This is a genomic window from Enterobacter sp. RHBSTW-00975 (assembly GCF_013615235.1).
Classification (GTDB): domain Bacteria; phylum Pseudomonadota; class Gammaproteobacteria; order Enterobacterales; family Enterobacteriaceae; genus Enterobacter; species Enterobacter ludwigii.
In genome coordinates, this window is sequence record NZ_CP055883.1 from 685,599 (window position 1) to 711,171 (window position 25,573).

At 56.3% G+C, this 25,573-nt stretch carries 19 protein-coding genes and 1 riboswitch; of the genes, 5 read left to right on the forward strand and 14 right to left on the reverse strand.

What is annotated here, in order from left to right; all coding sequences use genetic code 11:
• Genes rsmA through lptD form a run of 4 tightly spaced genes read right to left on the reverse strand, consistent with a single transcriptional unit; the run spans position 1 to position 5,496 of the window.
• Positions 1-822, reverse strand: a complete 822-nt coding sequence (gene rsmA / locus HV340_RS03310; RefSeq protein ID WP_014168595.1) for a 16S rRNA (adenine(1518)-N(6)/adenine(1519)-N(6))-dimethyltransferase RsmA — start codon at positions 820-822, stop codon at positions 1-3.
• Positions 819-1,805 (reverse strand): 4-hydroxythreonine-4-phosphate dehydrogenase PdxA, encoded by a 987-nt coding sequence (gene pdxA / locus HV340_RS03315; RefSeq protein ID WP_020882559.1) that lies wholly within the window; start codon positions 1,803-1,805, stop codon positions 819-821. Before pdxA ends, rsmA begins: the two co-directional genes overlap by 4 nt.
• On the reverse strand, positions 1,805-3,091 hold the full coding sequence (gene surA, locus HV340_RS03320; protein ID WP_014168597.1) for a peptidylprolyl isomerase SurA: 1,287 nt from the start codon (positions 3,089-3,091) through the stop codon (positions 1,805-1,807). The genes pdxA and surA overlap by 1 nt, the downstream gene beginning before the upstream one ends.
• 53 nt (positions 3,092-3,144) lie before the next feature.
• Positions 3,145-5,496, reverse strand: a complete 2,352-nt coding sequence (gene lptD, locus HV340_RS03325; RefSeq protein WP_059306549.1) for an LPS assembly protein LptD — start codon at positions 5,494-5,496, stop codon at positions 3,145-3,147.
• A gap of 239 nt (positions 5,497-5,735) precedes the next feature.
• On the opposite strand from lptD, the gene djlA reads away from it, so the two are divergent.
• Complete coding sequence (gene djlA / locus HV340_RS03330; protein WP_014168599.1) at positions 5,736-6,551, forward strand: co-chaperone DjlA; 816 nt, start codon at positions 5,736-5,738, stop codon at positions 6,549-6,551.
• A gap of 29 nt (positions 6,552-6,580) precedes the next feature.
• Here the strand turns inward: djlA and rluA are convergent, their stop codons facing one another.
• The 6 genes from rluA to araB all read right to left on the reverse strand — a co-directional run bounded on the left by rluA (position 6,581) and on the right by araB (position 16,690).
• A complete protein-coding gene (gene rluA / locus HV340_RS03335) occupies positions 6,581-7,240 on the reverse strand; it encodes a bifunctional tRNA pseudouridine(32) synthase/23S rRNA pseudouridine(746) synthase RluA (RefSeq protein WP_014168600.1) in 660 nt (219 codons plus the stop codon).
• Positions 7,241-7,252: 12 nt separating this feature from the next.
• A complete protein-coding gene (gene rapA / locus HV340_RS03340) occupies positions 7,253-10,159 on the reverse strand; it encodes an RNA polymerase-associated protein RapA (protein WP_181216290.1) in 2,907 nt (968 codons plus the stop codon).
• Between the two features lie 128 nt (positions 10,160-10,287).
• Positions 10,288-12,645 (reverse strand): DNA polymerase II, encoded by a 2,358-nt coding sequence (gene polB, locus HV340_RS03345; RefSeq protein WP_059306548.1) that lies wholly within the window; start codon positions 12,643-12,645, stop codon positions 10,288-10,290.
• Positions 12,646-12,719: 74 nt separating this feature from the next.
• Positions 12,720-13,415, reverse strand: a complete 696-nt coding sequence (gene araD, locus HV340_RS03350) for an L-ribulose-5-phosphate 4-epimerase (protein WP_032679615.1) — start codon at positions 13,413-13,415, stop codon at positions 12,720-12,722.
• Positions 13,416-13,467: 52 nt separating this feature from the next.
• Entirely contained in the window at positions 13,468-14,970 is a 1,503-nt protein-coding gene (araA, locus tag HV340_RS03355; RefSeq protein ID WP_059306547.1) for an L-arabinose isomerase, read from the reverse strand.
• 10 nt (positions 14,971-14,980) lie between these two features.
• Positions 14,981-16,690, reverse strand: a complete 1,710-nt coding sequence (gene araB / locus HV340_RS03360; RefSeq protein ID WP_181216291.1) for a ribulokinase — start codon at positions 16,688-16,690, stop codon at positions 14,981-14,983.
• 336 nt (positions 16,691-17,026) lie between these two features.
• Between araB and araC the strand changes: the two genes are divergently transcribed.
• Together araC and HV340_RS03370 are read left to right on the forward strand one after the other, a co-directional pair.
• Positions 17,027-17,872: an arabinose operon transcriptional regulator AraC gene (araC, locus tag HV340_RS03365; RefSeq protein ID WP_063925658.1), complete on the forward strand. Its 846-nt coding sequence runs from the start codon at positions 17,027-17,029 to the stop codon at positions 17,870-17,872.
• Between the two features lie 128 nt (positions 17,873-18,000).
• Entirely contained in the window at positions 18,001-18,768 is a 768-nt protein-coding gene (locus HV340_RS03370; RefSeq protein ID WP_063925657.1) for a DedA family protein, read from the forward strand.
• 27 nt (positions 18,769-18,795) lie between these two features.
• Here the strand turns inward: HV340_RS03370 and thiQ are convergent, their stop codons facing one another.
• The 4 genes from thiQ to sgrR form a co-directional block, all read right to left on the reverse strand.
• The gene (thiQ, locus tag HV340_RS03375) at positions 18,796-19,497 is read right to left on the reverse strand and encodes a thiamine ABC transporter ATP-binding protein ThiQ (protein ID WP_020882567.1); all 702 of its coding nucleotides are present in this window, start codon (positions 19,495-19,497) and stop codon (positions 18,796-18,798) included.
• A complete protein-coding gene (gene thiP, locus HV340_RS03380) occupies positions 19,481-21,091 on the reverse strand; it encodes a thiamine/thiamine pyrophosphate ABC transporter permease ThiP (RefSeq protein WP_063925656.1) in 1,611 nt (536 codons plus the stop codon). Before thiP ends, thiQ begins: the two co-directional genes overlap by 17 nt.
• Complete coding sequence (gene thiB / locus HV340_RS03385; protein ID WP_063925655.1) at positions 21,067-22,050, reverse strand: thiamine ABC transporter substrate binding subunit; 984 nt, start codon at positions 22,048-22,050, stop codon at positions 21,067-21,069. The genes thiP and thiB overlap by 25 nt, the downstream gene beginning before the upstream one ends.
• A gap of 31 nt (positions 22,051-22,081) precedes the next feature.
• A riboswitch (TPP riboswitch) is annotated at positions 22,082-22,182 on the reverse strand.
• A gap of 36 nt (positions 22,183-22,218) precedes the next feature.
• Positions 22,219-23,874: an HTH-type transcriptional regulator SgrR gene (sgrR, locus tag HV340_RS03390; RefSeq protein ID WP_059306543.1), complete on the reverse strand. Its 1,656-nt coding sequence runs from the start codon at positions 23,872-23,874 to the stop codon at positions 22,219-22,221.
• An 88-nt stretch (positions 23,875-23,962) separates the two neighbouring features.
• Between sgrR and sgrT the strand changes: the two genes are divergently transcribed.
• On the forward strand, positions 23,963-24,115 hold the full coding sequence (sgrT, locus tag HV340_RS03395) for a glucose uptake inhibitor SgrT (RefSeq protein WP_059306542.1): 153 nt from the start codon (positions 23,963-23,965) through the stop codon (positions 24,113-24,115).
• Positions 24,116-24,234: 119 nt separating this feature from the next.
• Positions 24,235-25,413 carry a sugar efflux transporter gene (locus HV340_RS03400; protein WP_020882570.1) on the forward strand — a complete coding sequence of 393 codons (1,179 nt, stop codon included), beginning with the start codon at positions 24,235-24,237 and terminating at the stop codon, positions 25,411-25,413.
• Positions 25,414-25,573: the final 160 nt, after the last annotated feature.

A 25,573-nucleotide genomic window follows, 5' to 3' on the forward strand; every position in this document is an offset into this window, starting at 1 on the left:
TTAACTCTCCTTCGGCGGCGCATTTTCGCTGATGTAATTAGCCAGCTTGCAGTACTGTTCTACGGAAATATTTTCTGCACGCATTGCCGGGTCAATACCCAACTCAGTCAGCACTTCAACGGTAAACAGATTGCCCAGGCTGTTACGGATCGTTTTACGGCGCTGGTTAAAGGCTTCAGTAGTAATGCGGCTCAGCACGCGCAGGTCTTTCACCGGGTACGGCATTATTTTATGCGGTACAAGACGCACTACCGCAGAGTCCACTTTTGGTGGCGGCGTAAAGGCGGTTGGCGGTACTTCGAGCACCGGGATCACGTTGCAGAAATATTGCGCCATCACGCTCAAACGACCATACGCTTTACTGTTCGGCCCTGCAACCAGGCGGTTAACCACCTCTTTTTGCAACATGAAGTGCATGTCGGCAATGGCATCAGTATAGCTAAACAGGTGGAACATTAGCGGTGTGGAAATGTTGTACGGCAGGTTACCGAACACGCGCAGCGGTTGGCCCATTTTTTCCGACAGCTCACCAAAGTTCATGGTCATGGCATCCTGCTGATAAATCGTCAGCTTTGGCCCCAGGAACGGATGAGTTTGCAGGCGTGCGGCGAGATCGCGATCGAGTTCGATAACGGTCAGTTCGTCCAGGCGTTCGCCTACGGGTTCAGTCAGAGCGGCAAGACCCGGGCCGATTTCGACCATAGCCTGACCTTTCTGCGGATTAATGGCAGACACGATACTGTCGATCACGAACTGATCGTTGAGGAAGTTTTGCCCGAAGCGTTTTCGGGCTAAGTGGCCCTGATGGACTCGATTAGTCATTGAGTATTAACAATCATTTTGATGGCGAGATTAAGCGCCGTAATAAAACTGCCGACATCCGCTTTCCCCTGGCCTGCCAGATCCAGCGCAGTACCGTGGTCAACGGACGTTCGAATAAAAGGTAAACCGAGGGTGATATTCACCCCGCGGCCAAAGCCCTGGTATTTTAGCACGGGCAGGCCTTGATCGTGGTACATCGCGAGCACGGCGTCCGCATTATCCAGGTATTTTGGCTGGAAAAGGGTATCGGCAGGCAACGGCCCGCTTAAGTTCATCCCTTTTGCCCGCATTTCTTCAAGCACCGGAATAATGGTGTCGATCTCTTCGGTACCCATATGCCCGCCTTCACCGGCGTGCGGGTTCAGGCCGCAGACCAGCACATGCGGCTGTTTGATGCCGAATTTGGTTTGCAGGTCGTGATGCAGGATCCCGATGATCTCCCGTAAAAGAGACGGAGTAATGGCATCCGGAATGGCCCTGATGGGCAAATGGGTCGTCACGAGGGCAACGCGCATTGCTTCTGTCGCCAGCATCATGACCACTTTCGGGCTGTGCGAGCGCTCTTCAAAGAACTCCGTGTGCCCGGTAAACGGTATCCCCGCCTCGTTGATAACGCCTTTGTGCACGGGACCGGTGATCAGGGCGGCAAATTCGCCCTTCAGGCAACCGTCGCAGGCACGCGCCAGCGTCTCTACAACATAGTGGCCGTTTTCGGTACTGAGCTGACCCGGGATGACGGGAGTACGAAGTGGAACAGGAAGAAGCGTAAGCGTGCCGGCTTGCTGTGGTGCAGGCTGCTGGCCTTCAACGTAGGGGATGAGCGTTAAAGGCAGACCGAGCAGCGTTGCCCGGTCTTGTAACAGTGTTGCATCAGCGCAGACAACCAGTTCCACCGGCCAGCTGCGCTGGGCGAGCTGGACAACGAGGTCAGGCCCAATCCCGGCAGGTTCGCCGGGAGTGATCACAACACGATGCTGTTTCATTAGTTGCTCAGTACTTTCACATAAGCGCTGGCGCGTTGTTCCTGCATCCAGGTTGCTGCTTCTTCAGAGAACTTACGGTTAAACAGCATGCGGTAGGCTCTGTCTTTCTGCGCCGCGTCCGTTTTATCAACATTGCGGGTATCCAACAGTTCGATCAGATGCCAGCCGAAGGAGGAGTGCACCGGGGCGCTCATCTGGCCTTTGTTCAGCTTCATCAGTGCGTCACGGAACGCAGGATCGTAGATATCCGCGGCCGCCCAGCCCAGATCGCCGCCCTGATTAGCAGAGCCGGGATCCTGAGAGAACTCTTTCGCGGCATTCGCAAACGAGGTTTTTCCGCTCTTGATGTCTGCAGCAATCTGTTGCAGTTTCACGCGCGCCTGATCGTCAGTCATGATAGGTGACGGCTTGAGGAGAATATGGCGAGCGTGAACTTCGGTAACCGAAATGTTCTGACTCTGACCGCGCAGATCGTTCACTTTCAGGATGTGGAAGCCCACGCCTGAACGAATGGGACCCACGATGTCACCTTTCTTCGCCGTGCTCAGCGCCTGGGCAAAGATGGAAGGCAGCTCCTGGATACGTCCCCAGCCCATCTGGCCGCCTTTCAGCGCCTGTTGGTCAGCGGAGTAGGTGATGGCCAGTTTGCCAAAGTCACCGCCGTTACGTGCCTGCTCGACAATCGAACGCGCCTGGCTTTCAGCTTCCGCAGCCTGGTCGGAGGTTGGGTTCTCTGGCAGCGGGATCAGAATGTGGCTCAGGTTCAGTTCGGTGCTGGCGTCGTTCTGGTTACCCACCTGTTTTGCCAGCGCGTCCACTTCCTGAGGCAGGATCGTGACGCGACGACGGACTTCATTGTTACGTACTTCCGAAATCAGCATCTCTTTACGGATCTGATTACGGTACGTTGCATAGCTGATGCCATCATAGGCCAGACGGCTGCGCATCTGGTCCAGGCTCATGTTGTTCTGTTTCGCGATGTTAGCAATGGCCTGATCGAGCTGCTCGTCAGTGACCTTCACACCCATTTTCTGACCCATTTGCAGGACAATCTGATCCATGATCAGACGTTCCAGGATCTGGTGGCGCAGGGTAGCGTCATCCGGAAGTTGCTGACCTGCTTCACCCGAATTGAGCTTCACAGATTTCATCAAACCGTCAACGTCGCTTTCGAGCACGACGCCGTTGTTAACCACAGCGGCGACCTTATCAACAACCTGGGGGGCCGCGAAGCTGGTATTCGCAACCATAGCGACACCGAGCAGCAGCGTTTTCCAGTTCTTCATACTTTTTCCATTTCAATTAACCGCAAAGCGGATTACGTTGCAAATTAAGCACATTACAAGGAACTGCGGTACGGCAGAATGTTCGAGCGCAGCATCTGCTGCGTGCCCAGGCCGTAGTTGGAGCTCAGGCCGCGCAGTTCGACATTAAAGCCAATCACGTTATCGTATTTGCCCTGTTCATTCTTGGTATCCCAGCCGTTAAGCTTACGTTCGTAACCGACACGTAGCGCGTAGCAGCAGGAGTTATATTGCAGACCAACCATCTGGTCAGCAGGTTTACTGGTGTTGGTGTCAAAGTAGTAAGCACCGACGATTGACCAGCGATCGGCGATTGGCCAGCTCGCTGCGCCACCCACCTGCGAGATGCCGTCTTTGTACTGATCCGTATTCGCATAGTTTGGCAACGTGGCCTGAATATATTCCGGGCTGGCGTAACGATAGGTCAACTGCAGCATACGGTCTTCATCACGACGGTATTCAATCGCCGCACTGCTTGTCGCAACGTTGTTGAGACGCGTATCGTACTGCACACCCCCGCGTAAACCCCAGCGATCGGTCATACGCCAGTAGGTATCACCTGCCCACACCAGAGAACCCGTTTTGTTGTCTTTTTCCCAGTTAATGTCGTCATCACCGGTCCGGGACTCGGTGAAATAGTAGATTTGACCAACAGAAACGTTAAAACGTTCAACGGCGGCATCATCATAAACGCGCGTTGTGACGCCGGTCGTTAACTGGTTTGCTGACGCAATACGGTCGAGGCCACCGTAGGTACGGTCGCGGAACAGACCGCTGTAGTCAGACTGCAGGAATGAGGAGTCATAGTTCTGAATGTTGCTCTGATCGCGATACGGGACGTACAGATACTGCATACGTGGCTCAAGCGTCTGGGTATAACCCTCCGCCAGAAGACCCATATCGCGTTCGAAGATCAGTTTGCCGTCCATTTTGAATTGCGGCAGGACGCGGTTCACGGATTCTTCGAGATCGGTGCCGTAACGGTTGTTATACCAGTCGAGATTCTTCTGCTGGTAATGGGTGGCCATCAGTTTGGCCTCGGTATTCAGGCTCGACCAGTCATTTGACACCGGCAAATTGATGGTTGGCTCGAGGTGAACACGCGTGGATTCCGGCATATCCGAGTTCGTGTTAACGAAGTGCACGGCCTGGGCATACACGTGGGTGTCAAACGGACCAACATCGTTCTGGTACCAGTTAACGTCCAACTGCGGTTCTGCACCGTAAGTACTTGTGTTCTGGCTGCTAAAGACCTGGAACTGCTTGGTAGAGACCGTGGCGTCGAAGTTCTGAATAGCGTACCCCACGCTGAATTTCTGCGTGGCGTAGCCATCTGTACTGGACCCGTATTTGGAGTCAAAGTCGTTGAAATAGTATGGGTCACTAACCTTGGTGTAGTTAACGTTAAAACGCCAGACCTGGTCCATTACCCCGGCATGTTGCCAGTAGAACAACCAGCGGTGTTTATCGCCTTCTGTTGGATGCTCATCCTGGAAGACTTTATCCGACGGCAGATAATCCAGTTCCATCAGGCCAGTACCCGCCTGCGTCAGGTAGCGGAACTCGTTTTCCCACATAACGTTGCCGCGCTTATGGATATAGTGCGGCGTGATCGTGGCGTCCATGTTGGGCGCGATGTTCCAGTAATACGGCAGATAGAACTCAAAGTAGTTCGTGGTGCTGTATTTGGCATTCGGGATCAGGAAACCTGAGCGGCGTTTGTCACCCACAGGAAGCTGCAGGTAAGGGCTGTAGAAAACGGGTACCGGACCGAGCTTGAAGCGGGCGTTCCAGATCTCGGCAACCTGCTCTTCACGGTCATGGATGACTTCACTTCCGACCACGCTCCAGGTATTAGACCCGGGCAGACAGGACGTGAAAGAGCCGTTTTCGAGAATCGTATAGCGGTTTTCGCCGCGCTGCTTCATCAGGTCTGCATCACCGCGCCCCTGGCGACCTACCATCTGGTAATCACCTTCCCAGACGTTAGTGTCTTTGGTATTCAGGTTTGACCAGGCTTTCGGACCTTTCAGGATGACCTGATTGTCGTCATAGTGCACATTACCCAGCGCATCCACCGTTCGTACCGGCTCGGCCGCACCTTCCGGCTGCTTCTGGTGTAATTGCACTTCATCTGCCTGCAGACGGCTGTTGCCCTGGTTAATATCCACATTGCCAGTAAATGTCGCATTGTCAGGATATGTGCCTTTAGAGCTATCGGCAGTAATGGTTACCGGCAAGCTATTCGTATCGCCCTTTACCAGTGGACGATTATAACTTGGGACGCCAAGCATACACTGCGAGGCGAGATCGGCCGCCAGTCCCTGTTGGCTGTACAGGGCGGTGCCAATCATTGTGGCCAGGAGGGTGGGGATACGTTTTTTCATACGTTGTATTTTATTGTTCCGTCATCAGTGGCTACGGCTTACAAACGCTCAGAGACTATCTTACTCATCAGCGCAGTACCAGCGTTAATCCTGCCCGTTTGCGCGCCAGAGTGTTAGGCTCGCTATCGAATGACGAGTATGATAAAGCAAATTATAGGCGATGTCCTTCAATTGACCGTGGCTTGAACACTGTGATGATGACGTTGCGTCGGCCAGGAACATGACTAACCGGGGAGTATATGCAGTATTGGGGTAAAATAATCGGCGTTGCGTTCGCCATCATCATGGGTGCCGGGTTCTGGGGGATCGTACTGGGGCTTATTATCGGCCATATGTTTGATAAGGCTCGCAGCCGCAAAATGGCCTGGTTTGCCAATCAGCGTGAGCGTCAGTCCCTCTTTTTCTCCACCACGTTTGAGGTGATGGGGCACTTAACCAAATCAAAAGGGCGTGTGACGGAAGCCGATATTCAGATAGCCAGCGTCTTTATGGACCGCATGAATCTGCATGGTGACTCCCGTCTCGCGGCACAAAATGCGTTTCGCATCGGTAAAGCGGATAACTATCCGCTGCGCGATAAAATGCGTCAGTTCCGCAGCATCTGCTTCGGCCGTTTTGATTTAATTCGGATGTTTCTGGAGATCCAAATCCAGGCGGCGTTTGCCGATGGTTCACTTCATCCTAATGAACGCGATGTTTTATACGTTATTGCGGAAGAGCTGGGCATCTCCCGTATGCAGTTCGACCAGTTCCTGCGCATGATGCAGGGCGGTGCGCAGTTTGGCGGCGGCTATCACCAGCAGTCCTCTGGCGGTGCCTGGCAGCAGGCGCAGCGGGGGCCGACGCTGGAGGATGCCTGTAACGTGCTGGGGGTGAAGCCATCGGACGATGTAACCACCATCAAGCGTGCCTATCGTAAGCTGATGAGTGAGCACCACCCGGACAAACTGGTCGCGAAAGGTTTACCGCCGGAGATGATGGAGATGGCGAAGCAAAAAGCGCAGGAAATTCAGAAAGCGTACGAGTTGATTAAAGAGAAGAAAAGTTTCAAATAAAAAAGGCCCGACACTGTCGGGCCTTTTTTTCAGAAGTCGACTGGGGCTTTAAACGTCATTGCATTGCCAAAAACCGGATGGGTGATGGTGAGCGTCTGCGCATGCAGCTGCAGGCGTGGCGCCAGCGCCAGTGCATCGGGCGGCGCGTAAAATCTGTCCCCCAGAATCGGGTGCCCCAGCGCAAGCATATGGACACGCAGCTGGTGCGAGCGCCCGGTAATCGGCTTAAGCAGCACGCGCGCAGTGTTATCTGGCGCGTACTCCAGCACTTCATACTCGGTTTGTGCTGCTTTGCCGGTTTCGTAACAGACCTTTTGTTTTGGTCGGTTCGGCCAGTCGCAGATCAGCGGTAAATCCACCAGCCCTTCCGCCGGCTGAGGATGCCCCCAGACACGTGCGACATACTGCTTTTTCGGCTCGCGATCGCGGAACTGGCGTTTCAGCTCGCGTTCCGCCGCTTTATTCAGCGCCACTACAATCACACCGCTGGTGGCCATGTCCAGACGATGGACAGACTCCGCCTGAGGATAATCACGCTGAATACGCGTCATCACACTGTCTTTGTGCTCATCCAGACGCCCTGGCACGGACAACAAGCCGCTGGGCTTGTTGACCACCATAATGTGCTCATCCTGATAAAGCACCACCAGCCAGGGATCCTGAGGTGGATTGTAAGGCTCCATCACCATCTTGCGCTCCGTTTACTGATGCGTCACAACGATAAGACGCAGGGCATCCAGACGCCAGCCTGCCTGATTAAGGCTTTCCAGCACCTGCTGACGGTTGCTCTCGATCGCCGCCAGCTCGTCATCACGGATGTTTGGGTTTACCGCTTTCAACGCTTCCAGACGGGAGAGCTCCGCGGACAGTTTGTCGTCGGCTTCTTGACGTGCGGCATCAATCAGCGCCCGGGCCGCTTTTTCGATCTGCGTTTCACCCAGTTGCAGAATAGCGTGCACATCCTGCTGTACCGCGTTGACAAGCTTACTGCCGGTATGGCGGTTCACCGCGCTCAGCTGGCGGTTAAAGCTCTCGAATTCAACCTGAGCGGCGAGGTTCGTGCCGTTTTTGTCCAGCAGCAGACGCACAGGCGTTGACGGCAGGAAGCGGTTGAGCTGCAGCTGTTTCGGCGCCTGCGCTTCGACAACGTAAATCAGTTCCAGCAACAGGGTACCCACTGGCAGCGCTTTGTTTTTCAACAACGAGATGGTGCTGCTGCCGGTATCGCCTGAGAGGATCAAATCCAGACCGTTGCGGATCAGCGGGTGCTCCCAGGTGATGAACTGCGCATCTTCGCGCGACAGCGCCACATCACGTTCAAAGGTGATGGTGCATCCATCTTCCGGCAGGCCAGGGAAATCCGGGACCAGCATATGGTCGGACGGGGTCAGGACAATCAAATTCTCGCCACGATCGTCCTGGTTTATGCCAACGATGTCGAACAGGTTCATGGAGAAGCTGATCAGGCTGGTGTCATCATCCTGCTCTTCAATGCTTTCAGCGAGCGCCTGGGCTTTTTCACCGCCGTTGGAGTGGATCTCCAGCAGGCGGTCACGACCCTGTTCCAGCTGAGATTTCAGCGCTTCATGCTTATCACGGCAGGCTTTGATCAGTTCATCAAACCCGTCGGTATTCTCTGGCGCGGCCAGATAGCCGATCAGATCGGCGTGCACCTGATCGTAAATCGGGCGGCCGGTCGGACAGGTATGCTCAAACGCATCCAGACCTTCGTGGAACCAACGCACCAGTACGGACTGGGCGGTTTTTTCCAGGTAAGGTACGTGGATTTGAATATCATGCGCCTGGCCAATACGATCCAGACGACCGATACGCTGTTCCAGCAGATCCGGGTTGAACGGCAAATCGAACATCACCAGGTTGCTGGCAAACTGGAAGTTACGGCCTTCAGACCCGATTTCAGAGCACAGCAGAACCTGGGCACCGCTGTCCTCTTCTGCAAACCATGCCGCGGCACGGTCACGCTCGACGATGGACATCCCTTCGTGGAACACGGCGGCGCGAATACCTTCGCGTTCGCGCAGGACCTGCTCCAGCTGCAGCGCGGTGGCTGCTTTGGCGCAGATCACCAGCACTTTCTGAGAACGGTGCGCGGTCAAATAGCCCATCAGCCACTCAACACGCGGGTCGAAGTTCCACCAGGTGCCGGTATCGCCTTCAAATTCCTGGTAAATCTGTTCCGGGTAGAGCATGTCGCGTGCACGCTCTTCAGCAGTTTTGCGCGCGCCCATAATGCCGGAAACTTTAATGGCCGTCTGGTACTGCGTCGGCAGTGGCAATTTGATGGTATGCAATTCGCGTTTCGGGAAACCTTTCACCCCGTTACGGGTGTTACGGAACAGGACGCGGCTGGTGCCGTGGCGATCCATCAGCATATCGATCAGTTCTTTACGCGCGGAATCCGCGTTTTCACTGTCGCTGTTGGCCGCCTGCAGCAGAGGCTCAATATCCTGCTCGCCAATCAGATCGCTCAGGGTGTTGAGCTCGTCATTCGAGAGATGTTTACCCGCCAGCAGCAGGGCAACGGCATCGGCGACCGGACGGTAGTTATTCTGCTCTTCAACGAACTGCTCAAAGTCATGGAAGCGGTTTGGATCGAGCAGGCGCAAACGGGCGAAGTGGCTCTCCAGACCTAACTGCTCCGGCGTTGCGGTCAGCAGCAGGACGCCTGGTACGCGCTCGGCAAGCTGTTCGATGGCCATGTATTCCCGGCTTGGTGCATCTTCGCTCCAGACCAGATGGTGCGCTTCATCGACCACCATCAGGTCCCATTCGGCGTCGCACAGATGCTCAAGACGTTGCTTGCTGCGGCGTACGAAATCCAGAGAGCAGATCACCAGCTGTTCCGTTTCAAACGGGTTGTCCGCATCGTGCTGGGCTTCTGCATAGCGCTCGTCATCAAACAGAGCGAAACGCAGGTTAAAGCGGCGCAGCATCTCGACCAGCCATTGGTGCTGCAGGGTTTCGGGTACCACAATCAGCACGCGCTCGGCTGCGCCGGAAAGCAGCTGTTGATGCAGGATCATGCCCGCTTCAATGGTTTTCCCCAGGCCCACTTCATCTGCCAGCAGTACGCGAGGTGCGTGACGGCGGCCCACGTCATGGGCGATGTTCAGCTGGTGGGGGATAAGGCTGGTACGCTGACCGCGCAGGCCGCTCCACGGCATACGGTACTGTTCACTCTGGAACTTGCGCGCACGATAGCGCAGGGAGAAGCGATCCATACGGTCGATTTGCCCGGCAAACAGGCGATCCTGCGGCTTACTGAATACCAGTTTGCTGTCGAGCAGCACCTCACGCAGGATGACATTGGCCTCGTCGGTGTCCAGGCGAGTCCCGATGTAGGCGAGCAGTCCATTCTCTTCTTTTACGTCTTCGACCTTTAGCTGCCAGCCGTCGTGGCTGGTCACGGTGTCACCCGGGTTGAACATCACGCGGGTCACAGGGGAATCATTGCGGGCGTACAGGCGGTTTTCACCGGTAGCAGGGAAAAGGAGGGTAACCATTCGTGCATCCACGGCAACCACGGTTCCTAATCCAAGTTCGCTTTCTGTATCGCTGATCCAGCGTTGACCAAGTGTAAAAGGCATATTTGTTCGGCTCTAATCGTAAATTGCAGGCAATAGTTCAACCACCGTCAAAAAAGACAGTCATTGAAAAATGGGTCCGGGAATGGAAAGGGCGCTATGGTACTGGATGGCAGCCATTTCGTCACGTGTCAAAATAGGCCAAGTTGCCCTGTCACTAGTGTAGCAAAGTCGTCGTCGATGAAGGGCAAAATTCCGTCCGCGACCGGCTGAAGCTGACGCGTAAGATAGTGCTCGTAATCCAGAGGCGAGTGCTGGTAATCCACGGGTTCCGGGCCGCTGGTGGTCCAGAGGTATTTGATGGTTCCCCGGTTCTGATACTGCGGGGCACGCCCCCGGCGCACGTTCTCCTCATCCGCCAGACGCGCCGCGCGGACGTGCGGCGGAACGTTGCGCTGGTATTCCGCCAGCGGGCGGCGCAGGCGCTTGCGGTACACCAGCTGGGCGTCGAGTTCACCGGCCATCAGGCTGGCAATTGTTTCACGCACGTAGTCCTGATAAGGCTCGTTGCGAAAGATACGCAGATAAAGCGTTTGCTGAAACTGCTGTGCCAGCGGCGTCCAGTCGGTGCGTACGGTTTCCAGCCCTTTAAAGACCATTCGCTGCTTGTCACCTTCCTGAATAAGTCCGGCGTAGCGCTTCTTACTGCCCTGGTCGGTACCGCGAATGGTGGGCATTAAAAAGCGGCTGAAATGGGTTTCAAACTCCAGTTCTAACGCGCTGCTTAACCGCTCTTTTTGCAAACTTTCCTGCCACCAGGCGTTCACAAAAGTCACCAGCGATTTGCCGATTCGCGCGGCATCCTCTTCAGAATGCGCGCCCTTAAGCCAGACAAAGGTGGAATCCGTATCGCCATAAATAACGTCATAACCCTGGGATTCAATCAACGCTTTGGTCTGGCGCATGATGTCGTGCCCGCGCATGGTGATAGATGACGCCAGTCGTGGGTCGAAGAAGCGGCAGGCGCTGGTCCCCAGAACCCCGTAAAACGCGTTCATGATAATTTTCAGCGCCTGAGAAAGGGGCTTGTTGCCATGACGCTTAGCCTCGTCGCGACCGTGCCAGATGTTTCCCACGATTTCCGGCAGACAGTGCTTTTCCCGTGAGAAGCGGGCCCCGAGAAAACCTTCTGTGCTGTGCAAATCGTCAGGCTGCGCCATCCCTTCCACCAGCCCGACGGGATCGATCAGGAAGGTGCGAATAATGGACGGATAGAGGCTTTTGTAGTCCAGCACCAGCACGGAGTCATACAACCCGGGCCGGGAATCCATCACGTAACCGCCTGGGCTTGCCTGCGGCGGCACGTCACCGAGGTTGGGGGCGACATAGCCCGCCCGGTGCATACGCGGGAAATAGAGGTGGCTAAAGGCGGCCACGGAGCCACCGTGCCGGTCAGCGGCGAGGCCGTTCACCGTCGCGCGCTCGAGCAGGAAGGGCATGATCTCCGTTTTGTGGAAAATCTGCGTCACCAGTTCACAATCTTTCAGGTTGTAGGTGGCGAGCGCCGGTTTGTCTTCGTTAAAACGCCGGTCGATTTCATCCATTCTGTCCCACGGGTTGTCGATGGATTTCCCTTCGCCGAGCAGCTCCTGCGCCACCGCTTCCAGAGAGAAAGAGGAAAAATTCCAGAAGGCAGATTTGAGCGCCTCAATGCCGTCGATAATAAGGCGGCCATTGGCTTGCGCGAAAAACACACCGTTTTTAAAACCGTGCTCGCGCCATTCCAGCTCGCTGTTTCCGCGCCCCAGCATCAGGGGGATGCGGTAACGTTCAGCATGTTTTTGCAGCACGCGCAGATCGAACTGCACCACGTTCCAGCCGATCAACACATCGGGATCGCGATCGGCAAACCACTGGTTAAGCTTTTCCAGAAGCTGTGGCCGGCTGTTGACATACTCCAGCCGGAAATCCAGCGCGGACGCGTTGCCATTCGGGGGGCCAAGCATATAAACAACCCGATCCCCGCAGCCTTCCAGGCCGATACAGTACAGCTCACCGTGGCGAGTGGTTTCGATATCCAGCGAGACCCATTTCAACGGCGGCCGGTAGGTAGGGTTGGGTTTGAGACGGGCGTTAATAAGGCTGCCGTTTTGCACGGTGCCGTCGACCCAGACGGGGGCGGTAATAAACCGCTCCATCAGAAAACGTTCTGGCGGGCGGATATCGGCTTCGTACAGGGTCACGCCAGCGTCGCGCAGCAGTTTTTCATAACGCATCAGCTGGCGATGGGCGCGGCAGTAGAGGCCATGTACGGGCTGACGGTGGAAATCTTTCAGTTCAAGCGGCGTCAGGCGCCAGCCATTTTCACCGCGCAGCAGTTGCTTTACTTTCTCAACATGATCGTTCGGGATAAAAGCCACGGACTCCTGCGGCGGCAGGGTCACGTGCAGCGGGCCGTTGTCCGTCGCCAGCCAGAATGCCACCTCGGTGCCCTGAGGAGTATCCCGCCAGTGTCGGGTAAGTAAAAAACCTTCTTGCGCCTGCGCCACGCCGCTATCCCATAAAACAAAACCAGGCTTGATTATAGCCTGGTTGAATATTTTATGCTGGGTATATATACAGTTTACTGCCCGTAATAGGCTTTTGCGCCATGTTTACGCAGGTAGTGTTTATCCAGCAGGGTTGGCTGCATATCCGGAAGCTGCGGAGCCAGCTGGCGGCAGAAAATGCCCATATACGCGACCTCTTCCAGCACAATCGCGTTATGTACCGCATCTTCGGCGTTTTTGCCCCAGGCAAAAGGTCCATGGGAGTGCACCAGCACGCCGGGCATTTGCGCAGCGTCGATACCCTGTTTTTCAAACGTTTCGACGATAACGTTGCCGGTTTCCCACTCATACTCGCCGTTGATCTCTTCATCAGTCATCAAACGGGTGCAGGGAATGGTGCCGTAAAAGTAGTCTGCGTGCGTGGTTCCGGTCGCCGGAATGGACTGGCCGGCCTGCGCCCAGATGGTCGCATGACGCGAATGGGTATGCACAATACCGCCAATGGTCGGAAAGGCCTGGTAGAGCAGGCGATGCGTTGGCGTGTCGGAGGAGGGTTTTTTCTTTCCTTCCACCACTTCGCCCGTGGCGATGCTGACGACAACCATATCTTCTGCGGTCATTACCGTGTAATCCACCCCTGACGGCTTTATCACGAAGACGCCGTGCTCGCGGTCAACGGCGCTGACGTTGCCCCAGGTCAGCGTCACCAGATTGTGTTTGGGCAGCGCCAGGTTGGCTTCAAGTACCTGACGTTTGAGATCTTCTAACATGCAATCCTCCAGGAAAAGAGGCCCACCCTGCGGCAGGCCAAAGATTCCCCTGTTAACGTTTTGAACCGTAATAGACTTCGTTCCAGCGCAGCGCGTCTTTGAACGCGGGCAGGCGGGTATCGTTATCAATGACGGTCAGTTCGATGTCGTGCAGTTCGGCGAACTGACGCATGTCGTTCAGATCCAGCGCGTGGCTGAAGACGGTGTGGTGCGCGCCACCGGCCAGGATCCAGGCTTCCGAGGCGGTTGGCAGGTCAGGCTGCGCTTTCCACAGGGCGTTGGCGACCGGCAGTTTTGGCAGAGAATGCGGGGTTTCAACTGCATCCACACAGTTCACCAGCAGGCGGAAACGGTCGCCCAGGTCAATCAGACTGGCGTTGATGGCAGGACCGGTACGGGTGTTGAAGATCAGACGTGCCGGGTCGGCTTTTCCGCCAATGCCAAGGTACTGCACGTCGAGGATCGGTTTCTCTTCAACGGCAATGGAAGGACACACTTCCAGCATATGCGAGCCCAGTACCAGGTCGTTGCCGTTTTCGAAGTGGTAGGTGTAGTCCTCCATAAAGGAGGTGCCGCCCTGCAGACCGGTTGACATCACTTTCATAATGCGAAGCAGAGCGGCAGTTTTCCAGTCGCCTTCGCCGGCAAAGCCGTAGCCCTGCTGCATCAGACGTTGTACCGCCAGGCCGGGCAGTTGTTTCAGACCGTGGAGGTCTTCAAAGGTGGTGGTAAAAGCATGGAAGCCACCCTGTTCCAGGAAGCGTTTCATGCCCAGTTCGATACGTGCTGCATCCAGCACGTTCTGGCGTTTGTCACCGTGAATTTGTGCCGCAGGGGTCAGACGGTAGCTGCTTTCGTATTCGTCGACCAGCGCGCTTACGTCGCCATCGCTGATTTCATTCACCACCTGCACCAGGTCGCCCACGGCCCAGGTATTCACCGAGAAACCAAATTTAATCTGTGCGGCAACTTTATCGCCGTCGGTGACCGCCACTTCACGCATGTTGTCGCCGAAACGCACCACTTTCAGGTGGCGAGTATCTTGTCGTGACACCGCCTGGCGCATCCAGGAGCCGATACGTTTTTGCGCCTGCTGATCCTGCCAGTGGCCGGTGACGACCGCATGCTGCTGGCGCATACGTGCGCCGATAAAGCCGAACTCGCGGCCGCCGTGCGCGGTCTGGTTCAGGTTCATAAAGTCCATATCAATGCTGTCCCACGGCAGGGACGCGTTGAACTGGGTATGGAACTGCATCAGTGGTTTATTGAGGATGGCCAGACCGTTGATCCACATTTTGGCCGGCGAGAAGGTGTGCAGCCACACCACCATGCCAGCGCATTTATCGTCGTAGTTCGCGTCGCGGCAGATGTTCGTGATCTCATCCGGGGTCGTGCCGAGCGGTTTGAGCACCAGTTTGCACGGCAGTTTAGCCTCTGCATTGAGCGCGTTGACCACGTGCTCAGCATGTTTCGTCACCTGTTGCAGCGCTTCCGGCCCGTACAGATGTTGGCTGCCAATGACAAACCACACTTCATAATTATTAAAAATGGTCATTATTGTGTCCTTAATGTGTCAGGGTTGCCGTAGTGTCCGCGGTGTGTTTGGCCGGGGCGGCGACAGGGAGATAGTGAAGTTCGGCGCTTTTTGCCCATTGCTGATAGCGCTGATAAAGCTGTTCAAAACGCTGCGCCTGCTGAGCACGCGGCTGGAGGGTATTTTCGAAAGCGCTCGCCATGTGCTGCTGCGCGGTCGGGATATCGGCATGAACGCCTGCCGCAACGGCCGCGAAGATCGCTGCACCGAGGGCGCAGCACTGATCGGAGGCGACAATCTGCAGCGGACGGTTCAGCACGTCACAACAGGCCTGCATGATTACCGGGTTTTTACGGGCGATGCCGCCCAGTGCCATCACGTTGTTGACGTCGATGCCCTGCTCGGTGAAGCACTCCATAATGGCGCGCGCCCCAAAGGCAGTTGCGGCAATCAGGCCGCCAAACAGCGCTGGCGCGTCGGTGGCGAGGTTAAGATCGGTGATCACCCCTTTCAGGCGCTGGTTGGCAAATGGCGTACGGCGACCGTTGAACCAGTCGAGCACCACCGGCAGGTGATCGAGAGAAGGATTCTTTGCCCACGCGGCGGTGAGCTGCGGCAAAAGCTGCTTTTTACTTTCGGCAATCTGGGTCTTCAGCTCAGGATGTGCCGCGGCCAGCTGATCCAGCGGCCAGCCCAGCACGCGGCCAAACCAGGCGTAGATATCGCCAAAGGCGGACTGACCCGCTTCCAGACCGATAAACTCCGGTACGACGCTACCGTCAACCTGGCCGCAGATGCCTTTTACCGCCCGATCGCCTACGCTGGCTTTATCCGCGGTGAGAATGTCGCAGGTGGAGGTGCCGATAACCTTCACCAGCGTGTTTGGCTGGGCACCGGCACCCACCGCGCCCATGTGACAGTCAAACGCCCCGCCGGAGATGGCCACGTTTTGCGGCAGACCCAGGCGCGTCGCCCACTCTTCACAAAGCGTACCCACCGGAATATCGGCGGTGAAGGTGTCGGTGAACAGCGGGTATTGCAGACTCGTGTTGATGACGGGATCGAGTTCATCGAAGAACGCCGCCGGTGGCAGGCCACCCCAGCTTTCATGCCACAGGGATTTGTGTCCGGCGCTGCAGCGTCCGCGGCGGATATCCTGCGGACGCGTGGTACCGGAGAGCAGGGCTGGTACCCAGTCGCACAGTTCAATCCAGGATACCGCGGCCTGCGCAACGGATGCGTCCGTGCGGGTTACGTGGAGGATCTTGGCCCAGAACCATTCACTGGAGTAAATACCGCCGATGTAGCGCGAGTAGTCCGTTTTACCGGGCTGGTGACACAAGCGGGTAATGGCTTCGGCCTCTTCAACGGCGGTGTGATCTTTCCACAGCACGAACATGGCGTTCGGGTTATCAGCAAACTCCGGACGCAGCGCCAGAACATGGCCTTCGGCATCCACAGGGGCTGGCGTTGAGCCGGTACTGTCGACGCCAATCCCGACGATTTCTGCCCGCTGGGCGTCGGTCAGTTCAGTCAGTACGGTTTTGATTGCCGCTTCCATCGACTCAATGTAGTCACGTGGATGGTGACGGAACTGGTTATTTGGCGCATCGCAGTAGCGCCCCTCTTGCCAGCGCGGGTACCACTCAACGCTGGTTGCTATTTCCTGGCCGCTTGTACAGTCCACTGCCAGAGCGCGAACCGAGTCGCTGCCAAAATCGAGGCCAATCGCAATTGCCATGGTGTTGCTCCATCAAAAAACAGGTATGAGAGAACATTAGAGACTGGAGGCGAAAATCGTCAGGCAGGATCCGCTAATCTTATGGACTAAATTGCTGTTGCAATAGAAAGTGTGACGCCGTGCAAATAATCAATGTGGACATTTCTGCCGCACTTATAGACACTTTTGTTACTGCTGATCTGCCCCCGTGGGCAGACAAATCAGGGGGAAAGGCTGAAACATGGCGGACGTAAAAGAGGCGTGATGCTTTTTGGATCTTTTCGCGGGCCATTTTTATACTGCTTTTATCGATATGGACAATTGGTTTCCTTCAGGACCCTTGGGAGAACTGAATCTATGGCCGAAACGCAAAACGATCCCTTATTACCGGGCTACTCGTTTAATGCTCACCTGGTGGCGGGGCTGACCCCTATCGAGGCTGAGGGATATCTCGATTTTTACGTCGACCGACCGCTCGGGATGAAAGGGTATATTCTGAACCTGACGGTGCGTGGGGAAGGGATTATCAAAAATAACGATCAGCAGTTTGTCTGCCGTCCGGGCGATATACTGCTGTTTCCGCCGGGGGAGATCCACCACTACGGGCGTCACCCGGAGGCCAAAGAGTGGTATCACCAGTGGGTCTACTTCCGCCCGCGCGCCTACTGGCAGGAGTGGCTCTCGTGGCCGGCTATTTTTGCGCACACCGGTTTTTATCGCCCGGACGAGGTTCATCTGGCTCAGTTCCGCGAACTCTTTGCCCAAATTATTGAAGCGGGGCAGGCGGGTGGCCGGTATGCCGAACTGCTGGCGATTAACCTGCTTGAACAGGTGCTGTTGCGCCGGATGGAGGCGATAAACGCGTCACTTAATCCTCCGCTGGACAACCGCGTGCGCGACGCCTGCCAGTACATCAGCGACCATCTGGCCGACAGCCAGTTCGATATCGCCAGCGTCGCCCAGCATGTGTGTCTCTCACCGTCGCGGCTGTCACATCTGTTCCGTCAGCAGCTGGGCGTTAGCGTTCTGAGCTGGCGTGAGGACCAGCGTATCAGCCAGGCGAAGCTCCTGCTCAGCACCACCCGCATGCCCATTGCCACCGTGGGGCGCAATGTGGGCTTTGAAGATCAGCTCTATTTCTCCCGAGTATTTAAAAAATGCACCGGTGCCAGCCCCAGTGAATTCCGGGCAGGATGTGAATAAACGGTAAAAAAAGATAAACAAGCAGGTGAACTGTGGAAGCAACCTGTAAACTATTCAGACAATTGTTGTCTTGACGCGGTGCAGGGCGCTAAGCAGAATCCCTGATTCGTTTTCTGACCGGAATAGTTATGCAGGCATTGCTGGAACATTTTATCACCCAGTCCGTTATGTATTCGCTTATCGCCGTTGCGCTGGTGGCGTTTCTGGAATCGCTTGCACTTGTTGGGTTGATCCTCCCCGGCACGGTGATGATGGCGGGGCTGGGCGCGTTGATTGGCAGCGGTGAAGTGAATTTCTGGCAGGCGTGGATGGCGGGGATTATCGGCTGTTTACTTGGCGACTGGATCTCCTTCTGGCTGGGCTGGCGCTTTAAGAAACCGCTGCACCGCTGGTCGTTCATGAAAAAGAACAAAGCCTTGCTGGATAAAACCGAACACGCGCTGCATCAGCACAGCATGTTCACTATCCTCGTGGGTCGCTTTGTTGGACCAACGCGTCCGCTGGTGCCGATGGTCGCGGGGATGCTGGATCTGCCTGTTGCGAAATTCGTGGTGCCGAACATCATCGGCTGTGTTTTCTGGCCGCCGTTCTACTTTCTGCCGGGGATCCTGGCGGGGGCGACCGTTGATATTCCTGACGGAATGCAAAGCAGTGAGTTTAAGTGGTTGTTGCTGGCTACGGCCCTGCTGTTGTGGATCGCTGCCTGGTTGTGCTGGCGACTGTGGCGCAGCGCGAAAGCGAATGTTGATCGCCTGACGCGTTATCTGCCACGCTCGCGCCTGTTGTGGCTCGCGCCGTTAATGCTGGGGGTTGCCGTGGTGGCGCTGGTCGCCCTGATTCGCCACCCGCTGATGCCGGTGTACGGTGAAATCCTCTTGAAGGTGGTGAGCCGTTAATCTGTTTCCCTCTCCCGTGGGAGAGGGTCAGCCCGCACTGATGCCCAACAATGACGACGCCCCAGCGTGACCACTGAGCAGTTCCTCTGTGCCGCCATCCCATGCAATTCGCCCTTCTGCAATGACCACCGATCGTGGCGCAATCCGCGCGGCATCCTCGATGCTGTGTGAAACCATCAGCATTGTCAGCTGCTGACGCTGGCACACGTCCTGCACCAGGGTAAGCATCTCCTGACGCAAGGCAGGATCGAGTGCAGAGAAGGGCTCATCCAGAAGCAGTATGGGCTGCTCGCGCACCAGGCAGCGCGCCAGCGCTACCCGCTGACGCTGCCCGCCGGAGAGGGCTTCGGGGAGGCGGTCAATAAACGCGGTAATGCCCATCTGAGCGGCAATCAGCTCCAGCTTCTGGCGCTGACCGTCGTTGAGTTTCAGGCCAGGATCCATACCCAGGGCGATGTTTTGCCGCACTGTCAGGTGCATGAACAGATTGTTTTCCTGGAACAGCATCGACACCGGACGTCGGGCGGGTGGCGTGCGCGTATGGTCGCGGTTTTCAATCACTATCGACCCGCTGGCCGGTTGCAGAAAACCGGCAATCAGATTGAGCAAAGTACTCTTTCCGGCCCCGCTCGGACCCAGAACCGCAATCATCTCTCCCTGACGAACCGAAAGGGAGAAGCGCATTGGCAGATGCTGGTAGAGCCAGGTTACATCAGTCAGTTTTAACATTACGCCCCGGAAGTTTTTCGATAACGGTAAATAAGGCAAAGCAGAGCACCAGTAACAGCAGCGCCGTGACGGCTCCCTCCTGGCTACGATAGGAGCCAATTTGCTGGTACAGCCAGTACGGCAGGGTGCGGAAATCTTCATTACCGAAGAGCGCCACGACACCAAAATCACCAATTGAGAGCACACAGGCGAAGGCCAGGGCCTGGGCCAGCGGGCGTTTCAGCGCACGCAGTTCGATAATCTTTAGCCGCTGCCAGCCCTGCAGACCGAGCGACTGGCACAGCAGCGCGTAGCGGCTGTTGATGTCTCGCATCGGATTTTCCAGCACCTTCAGCGCGTAGGGGATCGCCATCAGGGCATTGGTGAAAATCACGATGCCGTCGGCGTTTTCCGGCAGGCCAATAGTGCTGTTGAACAGTAAAAAGAACCCCGTCGCCAGTACAATGCCGGGCATCGCCAGGATCAGCATGCCTGTCAGCTCCAGGGCATGCCCGGCTTTACGAGCCTGACGCGCGTAAAGCTCGCGGCTGCTCCATAAAAGCATCATGGTCAGCATGACACACAGCAGCCCGGCGGCCAGCGCGATCCGTAACGAGGTCCACGTTGCCTGCCAGAGAACGGGCTGCTGCAACACGGTAACGAGATTCAGGTTCAGGCCATCGACGATGACGGCCATCAGTGGCGGAAGCAGAAGCAGCAGCGCCAGCGTGATAAGCAGCAGGTCAGCAATTCGGCTATGCATGCTGTCCTGCGGGTCGCGCCAGCCGGTTATCTGATTACTGCCCGGCGGGATGGCTTTGCTCAGACGCTGGCTCAGCAGCACAAGGCACAGGCAGCAAACCATCTGCACCATCGCCAGCAGCGCGGCGCGGCCGGGGTCATAGTCGTAACTGAGCGCCTGGTAAATTGCCAGTTCGATGGTGGTGGCCTGCGGGCCGCCGCCGAGTGAAAGCATGGTGGCAAAACTGGCGAAACAGAGCATAAAGATCAGAGCCGCAACCGGCGGGATCTGACGACGCAGCCACGGCCATTCGACCAGGCGGAAGAAGGATACGCCGCGCATGCCCAACTGGGCGGCAAGCTGGCGCTGTTCACCGGGGATGTTTTCCAGTGCCTGTAAAAAGAGTCTGGTCGCCATCGGCATATTGAAAAAGACGTGCGCCAGCAGAATGCCCTTCAGTCCGTAGGGCGAGAAGCGCCACTCCAGACCCAACAGGCCGAATAGTGAAGCCAGCCACCCCTGACGACCATAGACGCTCAGGATGCCAAACACGGCCACCAGGACCGGCAGGATCAGCGTCATGGCGCACAGGCGCAGCAGGGCCTGCCTGCCGGGGAAACGGCGGCGATAAAGCGCGCGTGCCAGGAAAATGGCGGGGATAACCGACAGCAGCGCAGAGAGAAAGGCCTGCCAGAAAGAGAAACGGATAACGTGCCAGAGATAGCTGTCGTGCCAGAGCGCGAACAGGTCGCTCTCTGGCGCGTTAAACCACAAGGCAAGGAATGCGCCCAGACTGACCGCCACCATCAATACGGCGGCGAGCAGCCCAGGAATTAACCAGCCGGGAATTAACGGCTGACGGCGCGTTGCCATTCACTTACCCATGCTGCTCGCTGTGCGGCAACCTGCTGAGGCGTAAACTCCAGCGAGGTTTGCGGTTTGGTCAGTTTCTCAAAGCCCGCTGGCAACGCCACGCTGGTCACGGGGTACATCCAGTTACCCGCTGGAATCGCGTTCTGGAATGCCGGGGAGACCATAAATTTCAGGAACTTCTCGGCCAGTTCGGGCTGTTTGCTGGATGCCGTGCGGGCTGCCACTTCGACCTGCAGATAGTGCCCTTCAGCAAAACTGGCGGCGGCGTAATTGTCTTTCTTCTCGGCGATGATGTGGTAAGCCGGGGAGGTGGTGTAGCTCAGAACCAGATCACTTTCCCCTTTCAGGAACAGACCGTAGGCTTCGCTCCAGCCTTTTGTCACGGTGACGGTTTTGGCGGCCAGTTTCTGCCACGCTTGCGGAGCGTCATCGCCGTAGACTTTCTGCATCCACAGCAGCAGCCCCAGTCCTGGCGTACTGGTGCGAGGATCTTCATAAATAACGCGCCATTTCTGCTCGCTTTCGACCAGTTCCTTCAGGCTTTTCGGCGGGTTTTTAAGCTTGTTTTTGTCGTAAACAAACGCGAAGTAACCGTAATCGAACGGCACAAAGGTGTCGTTCTGCCAGCCGCCCGGGACGCTGACGGCATCGGTGGCGACGCCGCTTTTGGCAAACAGTCTGGTTTTCGAGGCGGCCTCCAGCAGGTTGTTATCCAGCCCAAGCACCACATCGGCTTTACTGTTTTTGCCTTCCATGCGCAGGCGGTTAAGCAGCGAGACGCCATCTTCCAGCGCCACGAACTTCAGTTCGCACTGACAGTCAGCTTCAAAGGCTTTTTTCACCACCGGACCCGGCCCCCAGTCGGCTGAGAAGGAGTCGTAGGTGTAGACCGTCAGGACGGGCTTCGCGACAGCAGGCAGCGCAAACAGCGCCAGAAGGGGGAGAACTTTTTTTAACACTTTGCACCTCAAGGTTGAGTGGCAAAGGATTTTGAGTGACAGCCTCAAATCCCTTCGCCGGCGTTATCCGGATCAGGTTCGACGGGTATTATCTCAGCGCACATCAGTGATGCAGCACCCCGTTGAGAACGGCGCTATTGTAATGATTTGGCAAATATTACGAAAGTGTTATGGCTCCGGCGGCGAAAACCAGGCGGATTTAAAATCAAACCAGCCCAGCGTATTCATTCTGACACCGCGCATACTACGCTGCCCCTGGATCATCAGCCAGTGGTGGATCAACGGCACGATCGCTTGTTCAGCCAGCAACTGCTGGCACCATGAGGCCAGATTCATGTCGCCGGCGCGCCAGCGTGCCGCGTCCTGCTGCCAGTCCCGGTCTATGCAGTGCTGGATAAGCGGGACCTCATACAGGTGAGAGAAGAGCGAGAAATCAAGCGGCAGGGTAAAGTTGGCGCTGTTGAGCCAGATGTCGCTGACGATCTCTCCCTGATGCCATTCATCGTAATCCACCTCTTTGACATCCAGCCTCACCCCAACGGCGGCCAGCAGTCGGGTCATAATTCTGGCGATAAAGCGGTGTTCAACGTGCTCGCGATAGTAGGTCAGGGTGATGGACTCCAGTCCGGCGGGCTTGTCGCAGTATGTCGGGCGGGCGTGATGCCAGCGAGGAAGCAGACCATACGCCGGGAACCAGTAGGTCTGGTACTGCTCCTCCGCATGATAAATCAGGCTGGAGGGCGACAACACGTGGCTTATCCATTTGCGCACTTCATGGTTTGCCCCGCGATGGGTACGGCTGTCGAACAGCAGGTAGTAGCACCCTTCTTCGAGCCGGCTCTCCACGGCCTTTTCGCCCGTGGTAGGCCCTTCCAGCGTCAGCCCGGCGCTCAGCTCTTCGTTGAGATCCGGTAATACCCACACGTTCACTTCGTCGATCAGCGCCCGGTAGCCAAAATAGTCATCAAAAGCGCGGATTTTCAGCTGGTTGTTGTTATTGCGCGATACAGAGTAGGGGCCGGTGCCGATCGGCAGGCTGGCAAAATTATTCATCGATTCCCATTCACCGGGCAAAATCATCGACGGCACATAGCCCAGCAGCCACGGAAGCCATTTGTCCGGCTGAGACAGTTCAACATCCAGTGTCCATGCCGTAGGGGAGTGAATGCGTGAAATATGGGAATAGAGCGGTAGCGTGCAGGCGCGCTCTAAAGAGGCAATCACATCGACCATCTCCAGCTCGCGGCCGTGATGGAAATGAATACCAGGACGTAGAAAGAAGCGCCAGTGAAGAGGAGAAAGTTGCTGCCAGTGGTGCGCAATATCCGCTTCCAGTTCCCCATTTTCCTCATTTATGCGCGTCAGGCCGCTGAATATTTGTCGGGCCATATGGGTTTCAGAGCGGCGTAACGCCGTGCCGGGTAACAGGTTTTTCATCGGTCGATAGTAGAGCACCCGCAGAATGTGGCGACCCTGACGAAAGCTGCGCCCGAGATGCGACACCAGCATCTGGCGTACTGCCGCTTTGTCCCCCACCAGCTGCACCAGCTGGTCGATGCGGTCCTGTTCCAGCAGGTCTTCCGCCCGCTGCTGCTGCAACGCCAGCCCGGTATACAGGAAGGTCAGGCGCGAGCGTTTTCCGCGACCCGCCTCTGCCTCCCAGTTGAGCCAGCCCTGCTGCTGCATGGTATTAAGCAGCGTGCGCATGTGCCGGCGCGAACAGCTGAGCAGGTCCGCCAGCTCGTTCAGCGTGGTCTCCTGCGATCGCCCCTCGCAGCATTGCCAGAGGCGGATAAATTGTTGTTGCAGACGACCAGATGGCATAAAAGGGGAACTCCTGACAAAAAATCAGCAATTTATTAATCCCTATATTAGGCCAATAATTCTTCCCGATGAAGTGAGGAGGTAAATTATGAAGAGGTCTACCGCACGTCAGTTTTATCAGCGTTATTTTTCATCGACGCAGGGAGCGTCCTGGCTGGCCCGCCAGTGTGCAGAGCAACGGTTGAAAATCCTGGAAGATCTGATGCAGTGGGACGTTACGAAACCGACCTCTTCTTGCTAACTCGCCTCGATCATGTGTGACTGAGTATTGGTGCTTATCACCCGCCAGCAAAATGTTTTTGCTGGCTTTTTTCGTTTACTATTCACCCACTTTCGATTCGCTTTCACAAGGACTTGCGCATGCTCTGGTTGATGACGATGGGGCGACGCCTGAACGGCGTGTATGCCGCTTTTATGCTGGTGGCCTTTATGATGGGCGTGGCGGGGGCATTGCAGGCTCCGACGCTGAGTCTGTTTCTCAGCCGTGAGGTGGGGGCGCAGCCGTTTTGGGTGGGGTTGTTTTATACCGTGAACGCCATCGCCGGGATCCTGGTCAGTCTGGCACTGGCAAAACGATCGGACAATCGGGGCGATCGTCGCAAACTGATCCTCTTTTGCTGCGCCATGGCCGTGGGTAACGCGCTGCTGTTTGCCTTCAATCGCCATTACCTGACGCTGATTACCTGCGGCGTGCTTCTGGCGTCCCTCGCCAATACCGCCATGCCGCAGCTGTTCGCGCTGGCCCGTGAATACGCGGATAACTCGGCGCGGGAAGTGGTGATGTTCAGCTCGGTCATGCGTGCGCAGCTCTCTCTGGCCTGGGTGATCGGCCCGCCGCTGGCGTTTATGCTGGCGCTGAACTATGGCTTTACCACCATGTTTTCTATCGCTGCCGGCATTTTTGTCATCAGCCTGATACTGATTGCCTTTGCGCTACCCTCGGTGGCGCGAGTGGAGCAGACGACCGATAAACCCATCACCCAGGTGAGCGGCTGGCAGGATAAAAACGTCCGCATGCTGTTTATCGCGTCCATGCTGATGTGGACCTGCAACACCATGTACATCATTGATATGCCGCTGTGGATCAGCAGCGATCTGGGGTTGCCGGACAAGCTTGCGGGGATCCTGATGGGGACGGCTGCCGGCCTGGAAATTCCGGCGATGATCCTGGCGGGTTATTACGTTAAGCGTTTTGGAAAGCGTCGCATGATGATCGTCGCCGTGGCGGCGGGAGTGCTTTTTTATCTGGGGCTGATCGTCTTCCATTCGCGCGAAGCACTGCTTGCGCTGCAGCTGTTTAATGCCGTGTTTATTGGCATCGTGGCCGGGATTGGGATGCTCTGGTTCCAGGACTTAATGCCGGGACGGGCAGGCTCTGCCACTACGCTCTTTACCAACAGCATTTCAACGGGCGTTATTCTGGCAGGGGTGATTCAGGGGGCGTTGTCACAAACCTACGGTCACGCGTCAGTGTACTGGATGATTGCGGCCATTTCCGTGGTGACGCTGGTGCTAACCTGCCGGGTAAAAGATGTGTGATTCTGGAAGGCGGCTTCACGCAATAAAACGATTTTCTGACAGGGTCTGAGAAGGCGCATAGAGCGCGTGGCGTCAGCCGAGGCTGTTTGCCTCAGGCTGACGCAAGAGGCAAACAGTGATGAGGCCCACATCAATTAACACTGATGGTGTACTGCACCAT